At 59.6% G+C, this 23,041-nt stretch carries 14 protein-coding genes; all 14 read left to right on the plus strand.

What is annotated here, in order from left to right:
• Positions 1–556 precede the first annotated feature (556 nt).
• The gene (argB, locus tag ACYQ6J_RS00945; RefSeq protein ID WP_460182315.1) at positions 557–1,456 is read left to right on the plus strand and encodes an acetylglutamate kinase; all 900 of its coding nucleotides are present in this window, start codon (positions 557–559) and stop codon (positions 1,454–1,456) included.
• 127 nt (positions 1,457–1,583) lie between these two features.
• Positions 1,584–2,816, plus strand: a complete 1,233-nt coding sequence (locus ACYQ6J_RS00950) for an aspartate aminotransferase family protein (protein ID WP_460182316.1) — start codon at positions 1,584–1,586, stop codon at positions 2,814–2,816.
• Between the two features lie 59 nt (positions 2,817–2,875).
• Positions 2,876–3,811: an ornithine carbamoyltransferase gene (gene argF / locus ACYQ6J_RS00955; RefSeq protein WP_460182317.1), complete on the plus strand. Its 936-nt coding sequence runs from the start codon at positions 2,876–2,878 to the stop codon at positions 3,809–3,811.
• A gap of 52 nt (positions 3,812–3,863) precedes the next feature.
• The gene (rph, locus tag ACYQ6J_RS00960) at positions 3,864–4,598 is read left to right on the plus strand and encodes a ribonuclease PH (RefSeq protein WP_460182318.1); all 735 of its coding nucleotides are present in this window, start codon (positions 3,864–3,866) and stop codon (positions 4,596–4,598) included.
• Between the two features lie 246 nt (positions 4,599–4,844).
• Complete coding sequence (locus ACYQ6J_RS00965; protein ID WP_460182319.1) at positions 4,845–6,236, plus strand: 6-phosphofructokinase; 1,392 nt, start codon at positions 4,845–4,847, stop codon at positions 6,234–6,236.
• Positions 6,237–6,535: 299 nt separating this feature from the next.
• Positions 6,536–7,519, plus strand: coding sequence for a serine/threonine-protein kinase (locus ACYQ6J_RS00970; RefSeq protein WP_460182320.1), 984 nt, complete (start codon positions 6,536–6,538; stop codon positions 7,517–7,519).
• A 186-nt stretch (positions 7,520–7,705) separates the two neighbouring features.
• The gene (locus ACYQ6J_RS00975; RefSeq protein ID WP_460182321.1) at positions 7,706–9,163 is read left to right on the plus strand and encodes a hypothetical protein; all 1,458 of its coding nucleotides are present in this window, start codon (positions 7,706–7,708) and stop codon (positions 9,161–9,163) included.
• 93 nt (positions 9,164–9,256) lie between these two features.
• A complete protein-coding gene (locus tag ACYQ6J_RS00980) occupies positions 9,257–11,455 on the plus strand; it encodes an arylsulfatase (RefSeq protein ID WP_460182322.1) in 2,199 nt (732 codons plus the stop codon).
• Between the two features lie 64 nt (positions 11,456–11,519).
• Positions 11,520–13,016 carry a sulfatase gene (locus tag ACYQ6J_RS00985; RefSeq protein ID WP_460182323.1) on the plus strand — a complete coding sequence of 499 codons (1,497 nt, stop codon included), beginning with the start codon at positions 11,520–11,522 and terminating at the stop codon, positions 13,014–13,016.
• A 330-nt stretch (positions 13,017–13,346) separates the two neighbouring features.
• Positions 13,347–14,153 (plus strand): inositol monophosphatase family protein, encoded by an 807-nt coding sequence (locus tag ACYQ6J_RS00990; protein ID WP_460182324.1) that lies wholly within the window; start codon positions 13,347–13,349, stop codon positions 14,151–14,153.
• A 440-nt stretch (positions 14,154–14,593) separates the two neighbouring features.
• Positions 14,594–18,979, plus strand: a complete 4,386-nt coding sequence (locus ACYQ6J_RS00995; protein ID WP_460182325.1) for a tetratricopeptide repeat protein — start codon at positions 14,594–14,596, stop codon at positions 18,977–18,979.
• Between the two features lie 207 nt (positions 18,980–19,186).
• A complete protein-coding gene (gene hisH / locus ACYQ6J_RS01000; protein ID WP_460182326.1) occupies positions 19,187–19,798 on the plus strand; it encodes an imidazole glycerol phosphate synthase subunit HisH in 612 nt (203 codons plus the stop codon).
• A gap of 213 nt (positions 19,799–20,011) precedes the next feature.
• On the plus strand, positions 20,012–20,737 hold the full coding sequence (hisA, locus tag ACYQ6J_RS01005; protein ID WP_460182327.1) for a 1-(5-phosphoribosyl)-5-[(5-phosphoribosylamino)methylideneamino]imidazole-4-carboxamide isomerase: 726 nt from the start codon (positions 20,012–20,014) through the stop codon (positions 20,735–20,737).
• 115 nt (positions 20,738–20,852) lie between these two features.
• Positions 20,853–22,955, plus strand: coding sequence for an elongation factor G (locus tag ACYQ6J_RS01010; protein WP_460182328.1), 2,103 nt, complete (start codon positions 20,853–20,855; stop codon positions 22,953–22,955).
• Positions 22,956–23,041 lie beyond the last annotated feature (86 nt).

Here is a 23,041-nt window from a genome sequence, read left to right on the forward strand (position 1 = left end):
GACCACAGAGGCATGTCTAGTCTTCTCGGGCGAATTTTGGCCCGCGCGCTATTCTTCGCCCGCTTCCCTTTCATCGCAAAACCACGCCGGCTGCGCACCGTCATTGCTAGGCATTCAAACATCCGCCCTGCCGCCCAAGACCGCTGCCCCTGCGAACTCGTTAAGGCATCGAACTGCTTTCGCATCAGTGCGCATGCTCGGTTACCGGTCGTTGACACCTTGACGCCGTTTTCGGACAATAAAAGTTTCTCTCCGCAGGGGGGATCGTGTGTGATTGCGCTGGGACGCTGACTTTTACGAACGGTGGTGTTCTTGCCGGGCAAGACAAGCAAACACGGCACAGCTCGAGAGATAACGTGTAGGACGGATTTCGCGCCCCCCCGGGGCGAGGCGACCGGCCTCCCAAGACTCGCGATCGTTGTGCCTACATGAACCTCGGCAGTTACGCGAATCCGAAATATTCGACCGATTGTGAGATTGGCCCGGCACATTACCAGAGTGTTGCAGCCAGAAAGCATGCATTCATCTTAACTTCATCAATGGGGAGATATCCGGATTGCAGCAAGCCGTTGAAAAAGCCGACGTTCTGATTGAAGCCTTGCGGTGGATTCGCCAGTTCCGCGGAAAGGTGACCGTCATCAAGCTCGGCGGCAGCGTCTTGGAAGACCCGCGTGCCATGACGCATCTGCTGCTCGATATCCTTTTCATGGAGACGGTCGGGATGCAACCGGTCGTCGTCCACGGCGGCGGGGCAGCGATTTCTCGCGCCATGGAAAAGGCGGGGCTGCAACCCAAGTTCGTCCAAGGTCGTCGCTATACGGATGAGGCGACCCTGGCCATCGTGGAACAGGTATTGGCGGGGGAGTTGGCCCCGCGGCTTGCTCGCGAAATTCAGGACCTAGGCGGTGCCGCCGCCTCTCTGAGCGTGCGGACCAAGAACGTCTTGTTTGGCAAGAAGACCTGCCTGACCGGTCCCGGCGGCGAATCCATCGATCTGGGATTTGTCGGAGAAGTAACGCGAGTCGACGAGGAAACCATCACCGAGCTTTGCCGTCGCGGTGTGGTACCCGTCATCCCTTCGCTCTGCGTTTCCGAGAACGGCGACACGATTCTGAACGTGAATGCCGACCTTGCCGCCATGGCGGTGGCGGTGGCGATGCGGGCGGAGAAGCTGGTCTTTCTCAGCGACGTGAACGGCGTTCGTGCGAACAAGGACGATCCCGACTCTCTCATCGACTCGCTCTCGGCATCGCAAGCCCGAGAGCTGATTCGATCCGGCGCCATTCAAACCGGCATGCTGCCCAAGGTCGAGGCCTGTTTGGATACCCTAGAGAAAGGTGTCAACAAGATTCACATCATCGATGGTCGCATACGTCACTCGCTATTGTTGGAGGTGTATACGACCAAAGGAATTGGGACGGCCATCGGACGGAACGGCGTACCTGAAAACGCCTAAAGGCCCGTCGCAATTCGCGGCCCAATTCCAATTCGTCGCCCGTTCGTGATTCCCGAGGTACATCCGGCCTTCGCATGCACGATCCGAATCGCAAGCTCCCAACCGAGGAGACGATAATCTCGAAACCATGGCAACAACGACCAACCTTTCCACGGACGAAATAATCGGCTTATTCCAGCAGTACGTCATCCCAAATTACCGGCGGTATCCTGTGGTACTTGTGCGGGGCGAGGGCGTGCACGTTTGGGATAGCGAGGGCAAGCAATACTTGGACCTCTTCCCGGGTTGGGGTTGCAATCTGCTGGGCCACTGTCCGGCGCCCGTGGTTGCGGCGGTTCAGGAACAATTGGCGCGGTTGATCCATGTTCCGAATACTTGGTTCACCGAAGCTCAAGGCCGTTGGGCCAAAGCGCTCAGTGAGCGTAGTTTTCACGGCATGGCCTTTTTCTGCAACTCCGGTGCGGAAGCGAATGAGGCGGCCATCAAGCTCGCGCGATTGCACCAGGGGCCGGGACGTTACAAGATCATCGTCTTCGAGGGCGGCTTCCACGGTCGCACGATGGGATCGCTGTCCGCTACAGCCCAACCGAAATACCACGAAGGCCTGCATCCTCTCCTGCCGGGTTTCTCGTACTGCCCTTACGGCGATCTCGACGCCGTTCGAGAGCGGATCGACGGCGAAACGGCGGGTATCATGATCGAGCCGATCCAGGGAGAAGGCGGCGTGGTCCCGCCGCCCGATGGATTTCTGCAAGGTTTGCGAGAATTGGCCGACGAGCATCAACTGCTGCTCATTTTCGACGAAGTCCAGACGGGTTGCGGTCGAACCGGGGAATGGTTTGCCTACCAACGCTTCGGGGTGGTTCCCGACATCATGACGCTTGCCAAGTCGCTGTGCGGGGGACTGCCGGGAGGCGCCATGCTTGCCCGAAAGGAGATCGCTCCATCCCTGCGCGCGGGAATGCACGCCTCCACATTCGGCGGGAACCCCATTGCCGCCGCCGCCGGACTGGCCGCCATCGACATGATCGAAACACAATCATTGCTGGAACGCGCCCAAGTCATCGGAAACCTCTTCCTCGAAAGGTTCCGCGATTTGGCGCAACGCTGTTCGATTGTCCGCGAGGTCCGAGGCGCCGGCCTGATGATTGGACTGGAGTTGGTCGTGGATGGTGCGCCGGTGGTCAACGAATGCTTGCAGCGCGGCCTGCTCATCAATTGCACGCACGGAACCGTGATTCGACTGCTTCCCGCCATGACGATGACGGACGATCAAGTCCGGCAGGGCTGCGACATCTTGTGCAGCGTAATCGAGGATTATGCGCAAGGCGGCCTCGAATCCAAGCCGAAGGCCGAGTAGCATATCGGACTTGCGATGCTAAGTGACGATAGTGCAACCGATCAAGGAACGGAACCGCGATGACGCCCCTTAAGCCCCGCCATCTGCTGACGCTCCGGAGTCTTTCCCGCGCGGAAATCGATCGCATCTTCTCGATATGCGAAGACTTGAAGGCGAAGTACGCGGCGGGCGTGCGCGAACCGCTGTTGCCGCACCGTGTGCTGGCTCTGGTGTTTGAAAAGCCCTCACTGCGGACCCGAGTCAGCTTCGAAGCGGCCATGGCCCATCTGGGAGGCAGTTCGATCTTTTTGGGCGAAGACGCGGGCTTCGGAAAGCGAGAGACGGTCGCCGATTTCGTCCGCGTCCTCAGTTCCTATGTGGATGCCATCGTCTTCCGCGGAAAGCGCCACGCGGTTTTGGAGGAAATGGCCGAACACGCCACGTGCTCCATCATCAACGGATTGACGGACCAATCGCACCCGTGCCAGGCCCTGGCGGACCTGTTTACCATGCGCGAGTTGGCGGGCAGGCCGGCGGGCCACACGCTGGCCTGGATAGGTGACGCGAATAACGTCGCCAGAAGTTTGGCCGAAGGCTGCGCCAAGTTGGGCGTACGATTCGTGATGGCTACCCCCGAAGCATACCGCTTCGAACCGGAATTCCTTCCCGGCTTGAAGGCCGAAAACCCGGGCTTTGAGTTCGAGGTCACCGACGATCCCGCTGAGGCCGTCCGAGATGCCTTGGCGGTGTACACGGATGTCTGGACCAGCATGGGCCAAGAAAGCGAGGCGGAACGTCGACGGCGGGATTTCGCGGCCTTTCAGGTCAACGCGGCCCTCATGTCTCACACGCAAAAAGGTGCCGTCTTCATGCATTGCTTGCCCGCCAAGCGCGGCGAAGAAGTAACGGACGACGTCATCGACGGTCCTCAGAGCGTCGTGATCCGGCAGGCCGCCAATCGAATGCACGTTCAAAAGGCGGTACTGGCGTGGCTGCTAGGTTCGCAGGGTGGTTGAGGGCGCCATAACACCTCGACGTAACCGGAGATTTCGGCTGGGAGCTTTAGCGATGGCGGTCGTCAGGGCGGATGGTCGTCGAGCCGATGAGTTGCGACCCTGCCTCATGCAAAGCGACTTTGTCGGGTCGGCGCTGGGCAGCGTCTTCGTCGCCGCCGGTCGAACCAAGATTCTGTGTACGGTCTCGATCGAGGAACAAGTTCCCGCCTGGCTGGCAGGTTCGGGGAAGGGGTGGCTGACGGCCGAATACAACATGCTGCCGGGCAGCACCCAACCTCGCAAACCGAGAGACCGATTTCGCGCAGACGGCCGCGCCGCGGAAATTCAACGGCTAATCGGCAGAAGCCTCCGCGCCGTCGTCGATCTCACGGCTTTAGGTGAGCGAACCTTGACCGTGGACTGCGACGTCTTGGAGGCGGACGGCGGTACCCGAGTTTGGAGCATCAATGGGGCGTGTGCCGCTTTGATCGCGGGCGTCCGCCGATTTTGGGGGCAGGAAGGACGAGACCGGTTCCCGATCCGAGAGAACGTGGTGTCCGTCAGCGTTGTCCTTCAAGATGGTTCCCTGCTGCTCGATCCGTGTCGCGACGAGGATTCGGCCGCCGCCGTCGATTTCAACATCGTCATGACCGGCAGCGGACGCCTGATCGAGGTTCAAGCGACCGGGGAAAAATCAACTTTTGACGAAGAAACCCTGGCAAAAACCTTGAACCTCGCGAAAGGTGCGGTGCGACGCATCAGCGACGTGCAGCGTGAGTGCCTTGGCGCGGACTGGCCTTGGGATTGACCCGCGGGGCGTTGCCCGCGTTCCAAATTGACTGCATTCACCCCCCAACGGCGCGCACGGCGATGCCAAACAGGTGAAATGGACGAATGTCGCCGGCGTTGAATCTGTAAAATCACCCCTTTCGAGCGTATCCGTGGGTGGCTTCTGAGGTTCGATCCGCGGCGGTAAAATATATCGTTTTAGTTCAAAGGAACGTCCCACGGTCTCCGTCGGGGCGATCCTCGATTCCGGAGAGGGATTGCAATCTTGAAAACAGCCAAACACGAAGAGGATGTCATGGTGAACGCACTCGCAACGCCGGAAAGACCGAACACCAATATCAAACGGGTTGCCATGCTGTTCTCGGGAGGGCCGGCACCTGCCGCCAACGCCGTGATTGGAAGCGCAGCGATCGCCTTCTCCAAGAACGGTATTGAGGTTTTGGGAATCCGACACGGCTATTCCCACCTGATGAAGTACAGGCCCGAAGAGCCCCTCCGTGAAGGCCACGCGTATCGCATCCTCCGCTGGAACGAAATGGAGTTGGTTCGCAGCAGCGCGGGGATCATCATCGGGACGGCCCGCGCGAATCCCGGCAAACTCCTCAAGACTGAGGATGACCTGCAAGACGAACAAAAGACGGCACCCTTGAAGACGGTCTACGAGGCACTTCGTTCCTTGCAGGTCGACGCCTTGATCTCGATCGGCGGCGACGACACGTTGACCACCGCGGCCAAATTCAAATTGTTTCAGGACCGTCTGCCCAAGGATCAGCCCCGCATCGCCGTCGTCCACTTACCCAAGACGATCGACAACGATTATCAGGGCATCGACTTCACGTTCGGCTATTTCACGGCGGTAGAAATGCTGGCCACGCAAGTCCGTAATCTTCTTGCGGATGCAAAGGCTGCGGGAGCGTATTACTTGGTCCAGGTGATGGGCCGAAAAGCGGGTTGGCTTGCATACGGCGCCGCTATCGCCGGAGAGGCGGCCCTCGTCATTAGTCTGGAAGACATTCCGGCCGAATGGTGGAAGAAAGAGGTCACGGTCAACCCCAAGACCGGCAAGGAGGTCATCGATGAAGATTCCGGCAAGCCGCAACTCCGCGACGTGATCGACGTCCGCGCCATGGCGGCGAGAATCGCCGACACCATCGTGGCGAGAAGAAATGAAGGCAAGGCCTACGGCGTGATCGTGTTGGCGGAGGGCATGGGCGAGTATTTCCCCCTTGAGGAATTGCACAAGTGCGTTTCCGAGGACGAGTTCGCCGTCCTGGAGCCTGACTCTTTCGGCCACTTTCCGGTTTCGCAGATCAAGTTTACCGGTCGGGTAGCCCGGTTGGTCAACCAAACCCTGGCCGACCGCGGCGAGAAGCCACTCAAGATCAACGCCCTGCAATTCGGTTACGAGGTCCGCTGCCATCACCCGACGGCCTTCGACATTATCTTGGGCAGCCAACTGGGCGTCGGCGCCTACCGCGCGCTGGCCGAGAAAGGTCTGAACGGCGTGATGGTCTCGGTCGGGGGCGACTTGAATCTTCTCTATCCAACCTTTGAACAACTGATCGACATGTCGAGACTCCGCGCAAAAGAGCGGCTTGTGGCCCCCGAATGCGATTTCCACCAACTGGCGCGCTATTTGGAATATCCGGTCTCCTAGCCTTTGCTGATGCCTGCCTTTCGTCCTCTGCGCCGGTCCGAGGCTTTCAGTCGCGGACCGGCTTTTGTTTGATCGGGCAACTATTTGAGCGTCTCTTTGTTTATCGCGGTTTTCGACATTGAGCCCGAGATTCGTTCCGGCACTCCGGCGCCGCCATCACTTGATCGCCTCGCGGCGATGCCCGCCCAAGCCGAAGACGTCGCGGTGCCGCGTCTTTCATCGATGGGTTTATGCGGTCGGTGACAAAAACAGGGATCATAACCGTCGCAACGCCCGCGCGCATCCCGCAGGAAACGGCGATGCGACTTGCATTCCACGAAGCGCATATCCGAATAACAGGGAAAGAGTACTTACTCGAAAAGGAGCGAACCGTGCCGCAGGCGGACGTCTTTCACCCCGCCGGAATGCCGCCGATCCAGCCCGAACCTGGGTTCCAACGTCGTTTGGAATTCGGAGATTGGCTTGCGCGCGCATTGATCGCCGTCGGCAATTGGAGCACGGTTTATCGCGCCGCCCCCCGCACTTCCCCTACAACCGACACATACGTCCTCAAAGTTCTCCACCCCCACTTGGAGAATGACCCTCTTGCCGTCTCGTTGTTTCGGACGGAAGCGCGGATCGGGCGAACGGTATCCCATCGACACGTCGTCCCCATCTTGTCCGAGCACGTGGACGATCGCCCCTTCTATTTGGTGATGCCGTTCCTATCCGGCCAAACGCTGGACCTGAAAATGCCGCTAGGCGTCGCCCATCCCGTCGTCGAATCCTTGTGGATCATCCGCCAAGCCGCGGAGGCGCTCGAGGCTCTCTGGTCGGCAGGCTGGATGCACGGCGACGTAAAACCCTCCAATCTTATGATTTCCGACGCCGGTCATGTCACATTGCTTGACCTGGGCTTCGCGCGGCGATTGGATGAAAACACCCGCGGCGGCGGACGTCCATGGGTGGCGGGAACCATCAACTATCTGGCCCCGGAATGGATCCTAGGGACGACACCACCTGACATCCGCAGCGACATCTACAGTTTGGGCGTGATTCTTTACCAACTGCTGACGGGAAAGCGCCCGTATCGGGCTCAATCGCCCGGCGACCTCGTCCGGGTTCATCGCGACATCCGTATCCCAGGCCCCCGAACATGGGCACCGTGGATCGGGAGAGAGGTTGCCCGACTGGTTAGCTCCATGCTGTCCGGAGACCCCCTCCGCCGGCCTCAAAACCCGCGAGAGTTGCGTGACCGTCTAATCCGATTGGAGATCGACCACCTCGCCGAGCGATGGACCTAACGCCCGGGTGCGATTCTCGCGCGCCCACGATCGTGGCGGGCTCGCCCTTGATCGCTTTTTGGCCGCCCGATCTTGAAACTGATCTGATTGCATGCGCTATCGCACCCGGCTAGAATTCGGGCGAGTCGCAGTTCCCAAATTGGAACTGCAAGGGGGACATCGCGCGGGCAAAGGAGACAAAACTCCATGTTATATCGCCGCCGATTGGTGCCGGCGTTGTTCTTGATTGTTCCCATGGTCTTCCCGAGCGTTTTGAGTGCCGCTCAGCTTCGCGTCGGATCGGCCCAAATCGACATCACGCCGGACCGACCGACGGCCCTCGACGGACAAATGCACGTGAGGATTGCTCGGGAGGCGGCCACTCCCCTCACCGCCGGCGTTGTCATTATCGAAGCCGCGGAAGAGGGACAAGCCCGGGAACAAGCCGTACTCATCTCCTGCGACTTGGTCCACATTCATCCCGACGTGCTCGCGGCGGTGAGAGAAAAGATCACGTCTCGAATCCCCGATATCGCGTCCGATCGAATCGTCATCACTGCGACGCACACGCACACGGCGCCGGTCACCGGTGAGGGAAAATACGACATTCCGACCGAAGGGGTCATGCAACCGCACGAATACGTACAGTTCCTATCGGATCGGCTCGCAGAAGCCACGGCACAAGCTTGGCAAGCCCGGCGTCCCGCCAAGGTGGGCTGGGGGCAGGGCCACGCCGCAGTGGGACAGAATCGCCGCGCAGTCTATGCCGACGGTTCAGCCCAAATGTACGGCAGCACGCAGGCGGAGCAATTTCGCGGCTTGGAGGCCCGCGAGGAGCATACGGTGGACGTCCTTTTCTTCTGGGATATGGAGGATCGCTTGATCGCCGCGGCGATCGATGTCGCGTGCCCCGCCCAAGAGATGGAATCCCTTTCGGTCATTCACGCGGATTATTGGCATCCCGTTCGACAGACGATCCGCCAAGAATTCGGTGATCAGGTCGTGATCCTCGGCTGGATCGGCGCCGCCGGCGATGTTAGCCCTCATGCGATGTACGAAAAGGCAGCCGACGAGCGGCTTTACAAGTTGCGCGGTACCTCGCGACTGGAGGAACTGGGACGACGGATTGTGCACGCCTTTCGCGAGGCTTACGAAGTTGCTGCACGCGACGTGCGGAACGACGTGCCCTTTCGCCACGCTGTGGAGGAATTGGTTCTGCCGTATCGCATCATCACGGCGGAAGAGGCCGATGCCGCCCGCACGGCGATGGAAAAGGTCGCCGACGATCCGGCGCAACGCTGGAGTTTCCTCTGGCACCAAAGGGTGGTTTTTCGCTTCGAACGACAGCAGGCGGGCATCGAGGACAACTTCAAGATGGAGTTGCACGTCTTGAGGATTGGCGACGTCGCGGTGGCCTTCAACCCGTTTGAATTGTTCGCAGAATACGGCCTGCGAATGAAAGCTCGCAGTCCGGCGGTCCAAACGTTTGTGGTTCAACTCGCCGGGGCGGGCGCGTACTCCGGCGGCTATCTACCCACCGAAAATGCCGTGCGCGGCGGCGGATACAGCGCCGTACCCCAAAGCACCCTCGTCGGTCCGGAGGGGGGCCAAATGCTCGTGGATCGTACGGTCGAGCTGATCGGTCGCTTGTGGGCGGGGCCGTAAATACCACTTCGACACGGCGCGGGCAAAACCGCTTTCGACGACGAGTTCGGCTCCCCAATCGCCACGTTTCTTTCCCCAAATTCGAGCCTCACCATGACTTCCCGATCAGCCAGCCCCTTCAGAATCGGCGCCGTTTCGTCCATCCCGGCGCTGCTGATCTTCGTCCTATCAATTTGGGTGTATTCACCCGGCGCCGTTGCTTCGCCCACCCGCCCCAACATCATCATCGTTCTGGCCGACGACATCGGCTTTTCCGACATTGGGTGTTACGGCGGTGAAATCCAAACGCCGAATCTCGATCGTTTGGGAAGTCGAGGAATTCGTTTTACGCAGTTCTATAACACCGGGCGATGCTGCCCGACTCGGGCGTCGTTACTGACTGGGCTTTATCCGCACCAGGCGGGTATAGGCTGGATGATGACGGATCGCGGGTACGAAGGCTATCGAGGAGATTTGAATCGCCGTTCCGTGACCATCGCAGAGGTCTTGCGGCAAGCGGGCTACGCCACCTACATAGTCGGGAAATGGCACGTCACCAAATACATTCAGCCTGAGGGACCCAAGGACAATTGGCCCCTGCAAAGGGGTTTCATGCGATTCTACGGCACGATTACCGGAGCGGGCAGCTATTTCGATCCGGGGACTCTGGTCCGAGACGATACCATGATCTCTCCCATGGCGGACCCGCAATATCAACCGGAAACCTACTATTACACCCACGCCATCTCGGACCACGCCGACCGCCTCATCCGCGAACATGTCGCGACGCATCCGGAGCAACCGTTCTTTCTCTACGTCGCCTATACCGCGGCACACTGGCCGCTTCACGCGTTGGAAAAAGATATCGCCAAATACCGCGGTAAATATGACGCGGGTTACGCGGCGATTCGCAATGCAAGGTTCGAACGCTTGAAGGCAATGGGACTGATCGACGGCGATTGGGATTTAAGCCCCCAGACCGGCGATTGGGATAGTGTGGAACACAAGGAATGGGAATCCCGTTGCATGGAGGTTTACGCCGCTCAAATCGACAGCATGGATCAAGGCATCGGTCGAATCATGGAGGCTCTCAACGCGACGGGACAGTCCGAAAGGACCGTGTTTTTCTATCTTCAAGACAATGGGGGTTGCCAGGAGGCCATCGGTAGAACCGGGGAGTGGAGACGCCCGGTCGCTTCCACCATGCCGCCCATCCCCCCGGAGGCCATTCGCACGCAAGGGCGCCCCTCTCAAAATAGGGCGGGTGTTCCCACCTTGACGGGCCCCAACATCATGCCGGGTCCCGAGGATACCTACATCTCTTACGGTATCAATTGGGCCAACGTCTCCAACACGCCGTTTCGAGAATACAAGCACTTCGTTCACGAGGGCGGAATCTCGACGCCGCTGATCGTTCATTGGCCCGAGGGAATCGCCCGACCGGGTCGCCTCGAAGCGCAACCGGCGCATCTCATCGACCTGATGCCCACCTGCGTCGAACTGGCGGGCGGCGCATATCCCGCGGAATTCCAAGGCGAGAAAATCAAGCCTATGGAGGGAGTCAGCCTCGTCCCGTTGCTGCGAGGCGAGAAGTTGGACCGGAAGTCGCCTATCTTCTGGGAGCACGAAGGCAACCGGGCGGTCCGCGACGGAAAGTGGAAACTCGTCGCCAAGGAAAACCGACCGTGGGAACTGTACGACATGGAGGCCGATCGTACCGAAATGCACGACTTGGCCGGTGAACATCCGGAAATCGTGAACCAATTATCCGCAGCGTGGGATGCTTGGGCGGAACGAGCGGACGTCTTGCCCCTGGGTGCATGGCGCGCACCGAAAGAGCAGCTCTCCGAGAAACGATCTTTCAATTTGCGGCACGGCGATACGTTGCCCAGGAACGAAGCCCCCAACGTCGTCGGGACAGGGGTCCGCATCGTGGCTCGAATATCGAAAATGGGGCAAGGCGTTGTCCTGGCTCAAGGCGGGTCGTCTCAGGGCTACGCCTTGTATTTCACGGAAGGGCGACCCCGCTTCGCCGTTCGAAAAGGCGGCAAGGCGACGGTGGTTGCGCCCGCATCCGAAGTCTCCTACACCGGTGCAGGCGAGATCACGGTGGATTGGGAGCGTAACGGGCGAGTCACCTTGCGGTGGAACGGAGAGGTGTTGGGCGAACGGGATGGTATTTCCCCGCTCGACGTCATGCCGCAAGACGGCTTAGAGGTTGGGTTTGACGACGGCGGCTTGGTGGGCGATTACGGCGTCGACAACGCGTTTTCCGGTCGCATCGAATCGGTCACGGTGGAGCTTCGCCCATGATGAAGGTTCCAATCCTAAAGCTGATTCGAGACGTCCAATAGGTAATCCAATCGCGAGGTTTTCCATGCTCCTGCGAATCTACAAACGCATCCTTGTTCTCACGGCCGTCACCACGATTGGGCTTTGCCCGCCATCCGCTGGGAAATCCGCGATCTCCTCCGCCGAGCAACCGGGGAAACCCAATGTGATCCTCATCTTGGCGGACGACTTGGGCTACACGGATCTGGGTTGTTACGGCAGTCGCTACTATCAAACCCCCAACATCGACCGCATGGCGGCCGAGGGGTTGCGTTTCACAAGCGGATACACCTGCGGACCGAATTGCCAACCCACTCGGGCCGCGATGATGTCGGGCCAATACGGCCCGCGGACCGGCGTCTACACCGTCGGTAGCATCGAACGGTTCCCATGGCGTACGCGATCACTTCGCCCGGTGGACAACGTCGAGAAACTGCCCACGAACAAGGTGACGTTGGGCCAAGCCATGAAAGCGTGCGGCTACGTGACGGGACTGTTCGGCAAGTGGCACTTGGGCGAGGATGCTGAGCATCACCCCCTGGCAAGAGGATTCGACGAGTCCGTCGTCAGCATGGGAAAACATTTCAACTTCAACACCAACCCGAAAACGGAATATCCCGAGGGCACCTATCTGGCTGACTTTCTGACCGACAAAGCGACCGACTTCATTCGCCGCCACCGTCAGGAGCCGTTCTTTTTGTGTCTCCACCATTTCGCCGTGCATTCACCCTGGGAGGCAAAGGCGGAATGGATACGGAAGTTCCAAGGTCTTCCTGCCGCGGACGGCCATCACGACCCGGTCTACGCCGCCATGATCGCGAGCGTGGACGAGAGCGTGGGGCGGGTTCTGGCGACGCTCGATGAGCTTCATCTCGCCGAAAACACGCTCGTGATATTCACCAGCGACAACGGAGGCGTGGGAGGCTATGCACGCGAAGGCATCGGAGGCACCGACATCACCGACAACGCCCCACTGCGAGGCGGAAAAGGAATGCTGTATGAAGGCGGAATCCGGGTCCCGTACATTTTTCGGCGACCTGGGACGGTTCCCGCCGGGAAAGAGTGCGACGTCCCGATTTGTAGCGTCGACCTGTTCCCTACGCTGCTCGATTTGGCCGGCGGCACTCCGCCCGACGACTATCCATTGGACGGCGTTAGCTACGCATGCATTCTCACAGGACAAAGCGGGGAAGCTCTGAAGGATCGTGCGATATTCTGGCACTTTCCCGGTTACTTGGGCGCAGGCAAAGGAACGTGGCGCGCCACCCCTTTGGGGGCGATACGACAGGGGGACTGGAAGCTTCTTCAATTCTTCGAAGACGGTCGCATTGAGTTGTACAATCTGCGGGAAGATATCGGCGAAAGGCATGATCTCGCGGAGCAACAACCGCAAAAAACCGCCGAGTTGATGGCTCGATTGCGAGCCTGGCAGGCCGAGATTCACGCCCCCATGCCCACACCGCATACCCCGGAAAAGGGCGCCGACGCTCCGCCGCCGACAAGAGCGCGCAATCCCCGGCGCGCGGCAATCCAAGATCCGTGAATTGCCAAGAGACTTTTCGCAAGACTTGTTTTGCGGACTCCGACATCCGGATTCTTGGGAATAGTCTTCTAAGATTGTTGCCCCGCGGGATCCGCTTCATGACACCGCGCGGTTCCTACCACCTGAGCTCAGATTAATCGCCGAAGCGCGGCATCCTTGCGTTCGAGCGTCGCTTCAATGCCGGCTAGCGCCCAGCCCGTGCACCGTGGTATAATCCAGAATTCCATTGATTGGCCCGACCTCGGGAAAGAGCGTCTTTTCCCCCACAAGCTGCTTCCGAGAAAAGACTGCCGCCGCCCGATTTCTCAACATTCGACGGAAGAACCCTTTATGGACTCAGCATTAAGCGAATACTTGGAGGCCGCGAAAGAAGCCGCATGGCGAGGCGGCGAAATCTTGCTCGAAAAGTTGGGAACCGCCGTCGTCCGCGAAAAGGGTTACGCCGATTTCGTTACCGAAGCCGACTTGGCCTGCCAAGAAGCAATCGTCGGCAGACTTTCGGATCAGTTTCCTAACCACCGTTTTCTTTGCGAGGAGGGGACGCTGGCCTCCCGCCCGCAGTCAGCTTCTTATGTCTGGATTCTCGATCCGCTGGACGGCACGACGAACTATGTCCACCAAATTCCGTTCTTCTCGGTATCGTTGGCTCTTGAGATCGACGGCTCGTTGGCGGTGGGGGTGATTTTGGATCCTTCGCTGGGAGAGTTATTCTGGGCGACGACCGGGGGAGGGGCATTCCTCAACGGTCGACCTATCCGAGCGAGCCGATGTCGGGACTTGTCCGACGCTTTGGTATCCGTCGGCCTGCCCGCCCGGATATCACGAGATTCGGTCGACATCGCCGTCATGACGGCCTCAGCGGAGCATTGCCAATCTTTGCGGAGAACAGGCTCCGCCGCCCTGAATCTGGCTTACCTGGCCGCCGGAAGACACGATTTGGCCTGGGCCTTCACCACAAAACCTTGGGATGTGGCTGCCGGCGCCGTCCTTCTTCGCGAGGCGGGCGGCGTGATCACCGCTCCGGATGGCGAAGCCTTGAATCTGCAACAAGAGCGCACGCCCTACGTGGCGGCGGCGACCTCCCAGCTTCAGAGCGCATTTTTGGAATTGATCCGCCCCATCCTGCCGAATCTTTGAACCGGCATGGAATTTAAAACACACCGACACCCCACTTCATGGGGAATGCATTGGCATATCATGGGGGCAAAATTTGGGGGTCGAGTGCATTCAAGATAAAATAGATGTTTGACCGCACCTCCGGTCTGAGCGCGGAACCTCAGCCGTAAACATGTATTCCTTCAAAACTAGGACGGGTGCGATTCCCGGCAACGGACGTCTCCGTGGCGGAAAAGCATCACACGCTTTCGGGGGTTTGGACCCGATGCACGTTTGCATCCAAAGCGGCGCGTCTTAGGCCATGAAGGCAACAACCGCAGTCCGTCGAAAAACCCGCTCGGCCTCGCGGTATCGACCGACCTCAAATCCCATGGGATTTTTATGAATCTGCGGCGTACGAAGATAGGGTTTCGGGCAGAAGTGGGGCACAAGATTCGACTTCCAATTGAATGGGGTAAAGCATGAGAACCGTCAATCGGCGATTCGTTGTCATCTTTACGGTTTCGCTAATACTTCTGGGAATTGCCGTTTATTTCCTCCAGAGATTCCAGGTTCGGCGCAACGCCCGCTTCTTTTACGATCGCGCACTGCAAGCCCAGGCCGAAGGCAAGGTGCCGGATGCCATTCGTAACTTGCAGTGGTACGTGGAATTCGTCCCGACGGACACGGAGGCGGCGGCCCGTCTGGGATCGCTGCTCGTCGATGCCAAGGCCTACGGAGCAGCCTTTTTCCGCTTGGAGAGCGTTTTGCGCCGGGATCCGTCGCGGAGCGACTCGCGGCGATTGCTGGTCGATATCTTGCTGCGGATGGGAAGGTTTCGCGACGCCCAGGAGCACCTGGAACAGTACTTACTGAAGGAGTTTCCCGAGGATGCCGACCTGCTCGCCAAGTGGGCCCGATGTCTGCGAGGCCTTCGGCAGCCTGAGCGTGCTCTTTCGGTGCTCCAGCAGGCGATCGAAAAAGACGCCGCCTTGGAGGACGCCTATCTCCTGGCCGCTGCGATAACGCGGTACGACCTCAAGCGGCCCGAGGAGGGCGACGCCTGGATCGATCGTCTACTGAAGGCCGTCCCGGAATCGCCGACCGCCAAATACGCCGCCGCCGTTTACTTCTACGAACTGAAGGACTACGCCAAGGCCTACGAATTGGTTTCTCAATCGGCTGAGCAATCGCCGCAAGACGTCCAGACCTTGCTTTTGGCGGCGGATACCGCCCTGCGATTGGACAAAGCCGACGAATGCAAGCAATGGGCGGAACGCATATTGCAAATCGAACCGGATAACGCCGACGCTCATGCACTCTTGGCCAATGCGAGCCTGCGACTGGACGGCATCGACGCGGCCATCAAGATACTGGAAGAGAGTATTACTAAAGTCAAGCCGCGAGACCGGGATCGGTTGCTTTGGACGCTTGCGAGCTTGGAATTGGACGTCGGTCGTGCGGACTCGGCTGAGGCCCGCGTGGAGGCTCTGACCAAAAGTGCCTACGATCCGCCTCGCGTGCGATACTTGCGGGGCAGACTCTTGGCCCAAAAAGGTCAGTGGTACGAGGCCGTTCAGACGCTGGAGCAGGCTCGAACCAGTTTGGTCGAGCAACCGGATCTCCTGAAACAGGTCGATTTTTGGCTAGGCGTGTGCTACGGCCAGTTGGGTAATTTCGACCAAAGCTTTGCGTCGTACGCCAAAGCCGTCAATCAGGATCCGCTTTGGCCGCAAGCACGTTTGGGCCGAGCGGCGGCGTTCACCGAATTGGGTCGCGTCGATGAAGCGGTCGCCGAATACCGAACTTTGGTACAAATGAATCAGTTGAGCACCTCCGGCCTGCTCGACTTTGCCAGGCTATTGGTGTTGCAAAACCTGGCGCGCTCGCGTTCGGAGCGTGATTGGACGGAAGTCCGTCAAGTATTGGACGCGGTGGATAAGCAAGTCCCGAATTCGCCCGATACCGCCATCCTGCGAGCCGAGATCGCGGCGGCGGACGGTGACAACGCCGAGGCGGAGAAGACCCTCGAAGACGCGCGAAAAAACGCGCCGGACTCCCTCGACCTTGTGCTGACGCTCACGGCGTTGGCTTACCGTGGCGGTGACGCCTCCAAGGCAGAGCAACTCCTTCAAGAGGCGGAGCAAAAATTCGGAACGACGGCGGGGGTGCTGTCGGCCAAGGCCCGCTTTCTCGTCGGTACGGACGCCGCCCCCGAACAACTGGACGCGGGTCTATCGGAGATCGCGGCCCAAGGAGAATCGCTTCCAGCGGCGGAGCGGCAGCGTCTGCTCAACTCCCTGACGGTCTACGCCATCCAGGCCGATCGCATCGAATTGGCGAAGCGATTTTGTCGTGAACTCTCGTCTCTTGCTCCCAATTCCCTTCGTGTTCGCTTGTTGCTGTTCGATTTGGCGATTCGGGCACAGGACTACCAAACGGTCGAACCGGTCCTCGACGAGATCGCGAAGATCGAAGGGCGCGGGCCGCTCTGGAATTACGGCAGGGCGGTGTACCTCTTCCTCAAATCCAAAGGCGAGGACCGCGCGGCCTTGCGGTCGGCGCTCGGCCACCTCGACCAGGCGGCAGCGCAGCGCCCCAACTGGGCCCGTCTTCAGTCGCTCCGAGGCATCATTTACGAACAGTTGGGCGACGAACCCGCCGCGCTGAACGCCTATCTCGGCGCCGTCGAACTCGGCGATCGCGATCTGACGACCATTCGTCGCGTGATACCCTTGCTGTACAAGCAACAACGATTCCTGGAGGCGGACCGGATCGTCCGTTCCATGGAGGAACGCCAAGTGCCGCTTTCCGCGGACGTGGATCGATTGGCATCCACCATCAATCTTCAATTGGAAAACTACGACCGCGCTCTCGATATGGCGCGTCGCGCCGCCGAAAACAGTTCGGACTATCGCGATCATGCATGGTACGGCACCGTGCTGAGCGTTTTGGCCAATCGCGCCCAAACCTCCGGCCAATCCGCCGACGTCGACCGCACTTTGAAGCTTGCGGAAGCCGAATTTCGCAAGGCCGTGGAACTTTCCCCCAAGACGCCCGAGGCCTGGGTGGCGTTGATGCAGTTCTACGCGCGCTCGGGGCAAAAGGAAAAGGCTGAGGCGGTAATCGAAGAAACTCGCGCTGCTTTGGAAGGCGGTTTGGCCCCCTTGGCGTTGGGTCAGTGCTACGAGACCTTGCAAAACTTGGACGAAGCCGAACGCTACTACCAAGAGGCCCTAACCACTTCCCCTTCCGATCCGCAAGTTATCCGGCAAGTGGCGGAGTTCTACCTGCGAACCGGGCGAACGGAATCGGCGGTCACGCAAATCAGTCGTCTAACGGGCGGCGAGGTGCCGGCCAAACAAGAGGACGTGGCTTGGGGACGCCGCGCCATGGCGCTGCTTCTGGCCAATCGCGGCGGGTACGAGAACCTTCAAAAGGGTCTCTCGCTGATGCAACAGAATCGAACCGGCGGTGTCGGCACGATTCAGGACGCCCGCGCGGAGGCCTTGCTCCTCAGTTCTCACCCGCTGCGGCGTGAGCGAAACAAAGCCCGCGAGATACTGGAGCGGTTGATCGCGGAATCTCCCCAAGTGACGCCCGATGATCGCTTCGTGTTGGCCCAGCTTTACATGGCCGACGGTGACGTCGTCAACGCCGCCCGGCACATGCGATCCTTACTCGCCTCTCATGGAAATGAACCTCGCTATGTGCAAAGATTCGTCTCGTTCCTGATTCAACAGGAGGATTACTCCGAAGCGGAGGTCTGGCAACGCCGCCTGGAAACCCTCGCCCCGGATGCGTTTTCCACGGTTTCGCTGCGTGCCCGACTCCTGGTCGAACAGGGGCAAGACGACGCAGCTTTGAACCTATTGAAGACCTACGCCGAACAGGCTCCCGCCGATAATGTCGACGCCGCGGATGCAGCATCGGAAAAAGGCTCCGAAACGGGCGGCGATGCTTCGGGCGCTCAAACCGCCGACGACGCCAAGACCGCGGAAACGCCAAGCGCCGACGGTTCCGAAAGGCTGCTGCAACTGCGGCGCGCCGTCGTGGGCGATGCCTTGGAGGGCTTGGCCCAAGTGCTCCGCCGCAAAGGACGGCAAGAGTCGGCGGACCGATTCCTTGCCGAGGTCGAATCGGTTTATCGTGACTTCGTCGAAAAGTACCCCCAAGCGACGTTGCTATTGTCGGCTTTCTTAGCGCGGCGGGGTAGAGCCGACGAAGCGCTCGAGCTGTTTCGCCGGCACTGGGCCGAAAGCGATCCCAACATCATGACCGCCGCTGCAACCGTCTTGCTATCGCGCGTTTACGAAGACAAGTCCCGCGCCGCCGATTTGGAGGCCGTGATCCTCGAAGCCCTGGAAAAGCTGGAACGACCGCAAGGCCTCCTGCTCACGCTGGCCGACTTCTACGGCCTGCAAGGCCGGGTGGACGAGGCCGCCGCCCTTTATGAAGAGGTGTTGCGCCGCGATCCGCGCAACCTCTTGGCCTTGAACAACTTGGCTGTGATCTCGGCCCTTGGCCGCAAGAATCTGGACAGGGCTTTACAATGCATCGATCAGGCGCTGGCCATCGCGGGCCCGGTTGCCAATGTCCTCGATTCCAAGGCTATCATCCTAATGGCCCGGGAAAACCCGCAAGAGGCCCTGCGGATCGTGAACGAAGCCATTTCCGATCAACCCACGGGCCTGCTTTATTTCCGGCAAGCCCAAGCCCTGTTGGCGCTCAAGCAGACCTCCGCCGCCAAGAAAGCGTTCGAAGAAGCCTTTGCCATGGGATTCTCTCGCGATGCTCTGCATCCGCTCGAGCGCAACTCGTACGATCGATTGGAGGCCGCTTTGGGGAAGCCGGAGCCTAAGTCTTGACGGTTCCTATGCGAACCAGGGGTGGGGAAATTCCGTCTTGCCGAGGACCAAGCGCGAAGCCTCGCACCTCCGGCGTTGAGCCTGGGTGTAGCCCTTCTTCACCGCTAATTCCGCGGCAATGAATTGGCGTTCGTAAGGCGCTATAATGAGGCAAGCCTTAGGACCACCTCAGAGCACGGGCGGACGTAATCCGAAGGAAGCGGGAACATGATTGTGATCGTCGATTACGGCATGGGCAACTTGCGCAGCGTGCAAAAAGCCGTCGAACGCTGCGGTTCGGAGGCGTTGATCACGGATGACCCCGACGTAGTCGCCCAAGCAAGCAAGGTGATCCTCCCCGGCGTGGGCGCGTTCGGCGATGCCATGACCGAATTGGAACGGCGAAGGATGGTGAAGCCGATTCTCAAGACCATCGAGGCCGGCAAGCCCTTTCTCGGCATATGTCTGGGTCTGCAATTGCTTTTTGAGACCAGCTACGAGAACGGCCAACACAAAGGTTTGGGCATCCTTCGCGGGGAGGTTGTGCGTTTCGATCTACCGAAGGAGTTGGCGGTTCCTCACATGGGCTGGAACCAAGTCCGACTGGAGTGTCCGAATCCCCTCTTTCGTGGAATCGCCGACGAGAAGTACTTCTTTTTCGTTCATTCCTATTATGTCGTGCCGCGGGATACCGAGATCATTGCCGGGACCACGGAATACGGTATTCGCTTTTGTTCCATGGTGCGCCAGGACAAATTGTTCGCCGTGCAATTCCATCCTGAAAAGAGCCAAGCTCTAGGACTGAAGATCATCGAGAATTTCGTCGCTCTCGGTGTTTGAAAGCCTTGCCGCACGCCGGCATGGATTAACCCGGCGGTTTCTTTCGGTCCACTTCCAAAAGCAGCGCGGCCTCAAGCCGTCACAACTGTAATTGGCAACGCGGGTCCCGTCTTGCCCGCGGCACGAAGCAGTCCGGCATCTTGAACGAAAGTCCTAGCTGTGTCATATTACAGGGTTTACTGACCCGTGTTGGCACCGGCGAGGACTCGCGTCGTGCAAATCTGGCCCGCGATCGACCTACGAGGGGGGAGATGCGTACGTCTTCGGCAGGGGGACTACGAACGGGAGACCGTTTTCGGCGATGATCCCGCGGAAATGGCCCGCCGATGGGTATCTTACGGCGCCAAACGCCTCCACTTAGTAGATTTGGATGCCGCCCGCGAAGGAAGCTTAGCAAACCTCGAAGCGGTGCGTCGAATCCGCAGCGCGGTTACCGTCACCATACAACTGGGCGGGGGCGTGCGAACCGAGGAGACGATCCGCAGGTTATTGGACCTTGGCGTGGAGCGGTTGGTCGTCGGTACCGTCGCGATCAAAGATCCCGACTGGTTCCGAGCGATGGCGCGGTTATTCCCCGGCAGGTTGGTTCTGGGCTTGGACGCACGGGAGGGACGACTGGCCACCGATGGCTGGCAACAGACCTCGACGCAGCGTGCCACCGAGTTCGCGGCCCAATTTCAAGACGACCCCATCGCCGGCATCGTCTACACGGATATCAGCCGGGACGGCATGCTGACCGGCCCCAACGTGGACGCAACCGCCGCTATTCAGAGGGCGGTTCGCGTACCCGTCATCGCGTCGGGGGGCGTCTCACGTATCGAGGACGTTCGCGATTTGGCCGAGGCCGGCCTTGCCGGGTGTATCATCGGCAGGGCACTTTACGAAGGCCGCGTTTCGTTGAACGAGGCGATGAAGTTCGAAACGGAGGTGGCCGCGTGATGGAATCGCGTCCGACCCCGTGCGTTCGTCGGCCTGTCGGCGCGGATAACGTCGGTCGCGGTCGAAGACTTTCAACTCAACACGTTAGTTTAACTAACCCATTAAGGACGGTTCGATGACGATGTTTCCTGTAGACAAGATTCGCAATGTGGCGCTTTGCGGGCATGGTTCCGTCGGCAAAACGACGTTGGTGGACCGAATCTTGGGATTCACGGGAATGGTCACTCGACCCGCCAACGTCGATGACGGCACCAGCATTTGCGACTTCGACGAAGAGGAAAAGTCGCACCGCTACACTGTTGAAGCCAAGGTCGCCTACTGCGACTACGAAGGATACCGATTTCATCTCTTCGACACGCCGGGCTACCCCGATTTCATCGGTCAAACCATCGGTGCAATGCGCGGGGCGGATACCGCGGCGATCGTCATCAGCGCGCAGTCGGGTATCGAAGTCAACACGCGCCGGGTATTCAACGAGGCGGAAAAGGCCGGAATCGGGCGTGTTATCATCCTGAATAAACTGGACGCGGAAAACGTTGACTTCGAAGGCGTACTAGGCCAAATCAAGGAGGCGTTCGGCGACCGCTGCATGCTGATCAACGTACCGATCGGCTTGGGCGCCTCGTTCTCGGGCGTGGCCTCCGTTCTCAACGCCGAACAAAACATCGCCGGCGCCGTGGTGGACCCGACCTCGCTCAGCCAAGCCCTCATGGAATCCATCGTCGTGGCCGACGAAGAGGTTTTGAATCGATACTTCGAGGGCCAAATGCCGAGCGAGGATGAAATTGCCCGGCTTATGAGCCGATCGGTCGCCGAGGGGACCGTCATTCCCATTCTGTGCGTCTCCGCGAAAAGTGGGATCGGGCTGAAGGAACTGCTGGACGGACTGCGACTGTGCGGACTGGCTCCCAATACGATCGTGCGCAAGGCCAAGCGACTGGACAACGGCGAAGAAGTCGAGTTGTCAGCCGATCCCAACGGGCCGCTCGTCGCGCAGGTTTTCAAGACGCGAGTCGACCCTTTCGTACAAAAGCTGAGCTTCCTGCGGGTCTTTTCCGGAACGCTGAAGAGCAACAGCACGGTTCCCATGGCGGGCGAGCGCAAGGGAGTCAAGATCACGCAACTGTTCCGAGTCCAAGCCTCCGAGACCGCGCCTATCGAGGAAGCCGGACCGGGCGAAATCGTAGCCGTGGCCAAGGTCGAGGAGCTCCGGACCGGTTCGACCATCGGCGAATACGCGATGCCGGCGATCGAATTCCCCACTCCAATGACCAGCCTCGCCATCACGCCCAAGAGTCGCGGCGACGAGCAAAAGCTTTCGGGCGCCCTGGCCAAGATCTGCCAAGAGGATCCCACCTGCCGCCTGGACCGTGATCCGCAGACCAAGGAATTGGTCATCTCCGGCATGAGCGAGCTTCACCTGCAATTGCTCCGGGAACGGCTCAAACGTCGCGATAAGGTGGAGGTGGACGTCAAGGAACCGAAAATCCCGTACCGCGAAACGATCCAAGCCAAAGCCGAAGGCATGTATCGGCACAAAAAGCAGACGGGCGGCCGAGGACAGTTCGGCGAAGTGCACATCCGCATGCAGCCCTTTCCCCGCGGCACCAAGGTGGAGGAGTTCGCCACCAAGGACCGCTTCCCCGAAATGAAAGAGGTTCACTACCACGAGGAATCCAACTTCCTGTGGATCGATTCGATCGTCGGGGGGACGATCCCCAGCAACTTCATGCCCGCGGTTGAGAAAGGCTTCTTGGAGCGAATCACCAAGGGCGTCATTGCCGGGTATCCCGTCCAGGACGTGTGCGTGGAGGTCTTCTTCGGCAAGCACCATCCCGTGGACAGTTCCGAGCAGGCCTTCAAGACGGCAGGCTCCATGGCGTTCCGCAACGTTTTCCAACAGGCCAAACCCGCCCTTTTGGAGCCTATCGTCAAAATCGAAGTCACCATTCCCAGCGACAAGGTCGGCGACATCAACAGCGACATGTCGGGACGCCGCGGCCGGGTGTTGGGTATGACTTCGGCGGGAGGTAATTTCCAGACCATCTCCGCGGAAGTGCCGCTCGCCGAGGTGATCACATACGGTCGGGCTCTGTCGAGCATCACGGGAGGGCAGGGGAGCTACACCCTAGAGTTCAGCCACTACGACGTCGTGCCCGGCAACGTCCAGAAGGAAATCATCGAGAAGTCGAAAGTGCAAGAGGAAGAAGAAGAGTAGTCGGCTTCCCGTTGGACAGGCGAATTTCGGACGCCCCACCGTGCGATGCTCAAACGCGGCGGGGCGTCCGGAAATGGTTTTGGATC

It is taken from the genome of Thermopirellula anaerolimosa (assembly GCF_054657335.1).

What these genes read in the sequence shown, in the direction of transcription:
- ACYQ6J_RS00980 (WP_460182322.1), top strand. Translation starts at nt 9,257, where the DNA reads ATGACTTCCCGATCAGCCAGCCCCTTCAGAATCGGCGCCGTTTCGTCC.
- ACYQ6J_RS01010 (WP_460182328.1), top strand. Translation starts at nt 20,853, where the DNA reads ATGACGATGTTTCCTGTAGACAAGATTCGCAATGTGGCGCTTTGCGGG.
- ACYQ6J_RS00995 (WP_460182325.1), top strand. Translation starts at nt 14,594, where the DNA reads ATGAGAACCGTCAATCGGCGATTCGTTGTCATCTTTACGGTTTCGCTA.
- ACYQ6J_RS00990 (WP_460182324.1), top strand. Translation starts at nt 13,347, where the DNA reads ATGGACTCAGCATTAAGCGAATACTTGGAGGCCGCGAAAGAAGCCGCA.
- argF (WP_460182317.1), top strand. Translation starts at nt 2,876, where the DNA reads ATGACGCCCCTTAAGCCCCGCCATCTGCTGACGCTCCGGAGTCTTTCC.
- ACYQ6J_RS00975 (WP_460182321.1), top strand. Translation starts at nt 7,706, where the DNA reads ATGTTATATCGCCGCCGATTGGTGCCGGCGTTGTTCTTGATTGTTCCC.
- ACYQ6J_RS00970 (WP_460182320.1), top strand. Translation starts at nt 6,536, where the DNA reads ATGCGACTTGCATTCCACGAAGCGCATATCCGAATAACAGGGAAAGAG.
- ACYQ6J_RS00985 (WP_460182323.1), top strand. Translation starts at nt 11,520, where the DNA reads ATGCTCCTGCGAATCTACAAACGCATCCTTGTTCTCACGGCCGTCACC.
- rph (WP_460182318.1), top strand. Translation starts at nt 3,864, where the DNA reads ATGGCGGTCGTCAGGGCGGATGGTCGTCGAGCCGATGAGTTGCGACCC.
- hisH (WP_460182326.1), top strand. Translation starts at nt 19,187, where the DNA reads ATGATTGTGATCGTCGATTACGGCATGGGCAACTTGCGCAGCGTGCAA.
- ACYQ6J_RS00950 (WP_460182316.1), top strand. Translation starts at nt 1,584, where the DNA reads ATGGCAACAACGACCAACCTTTCCACGGACGAAATAATCGGCTTATTC.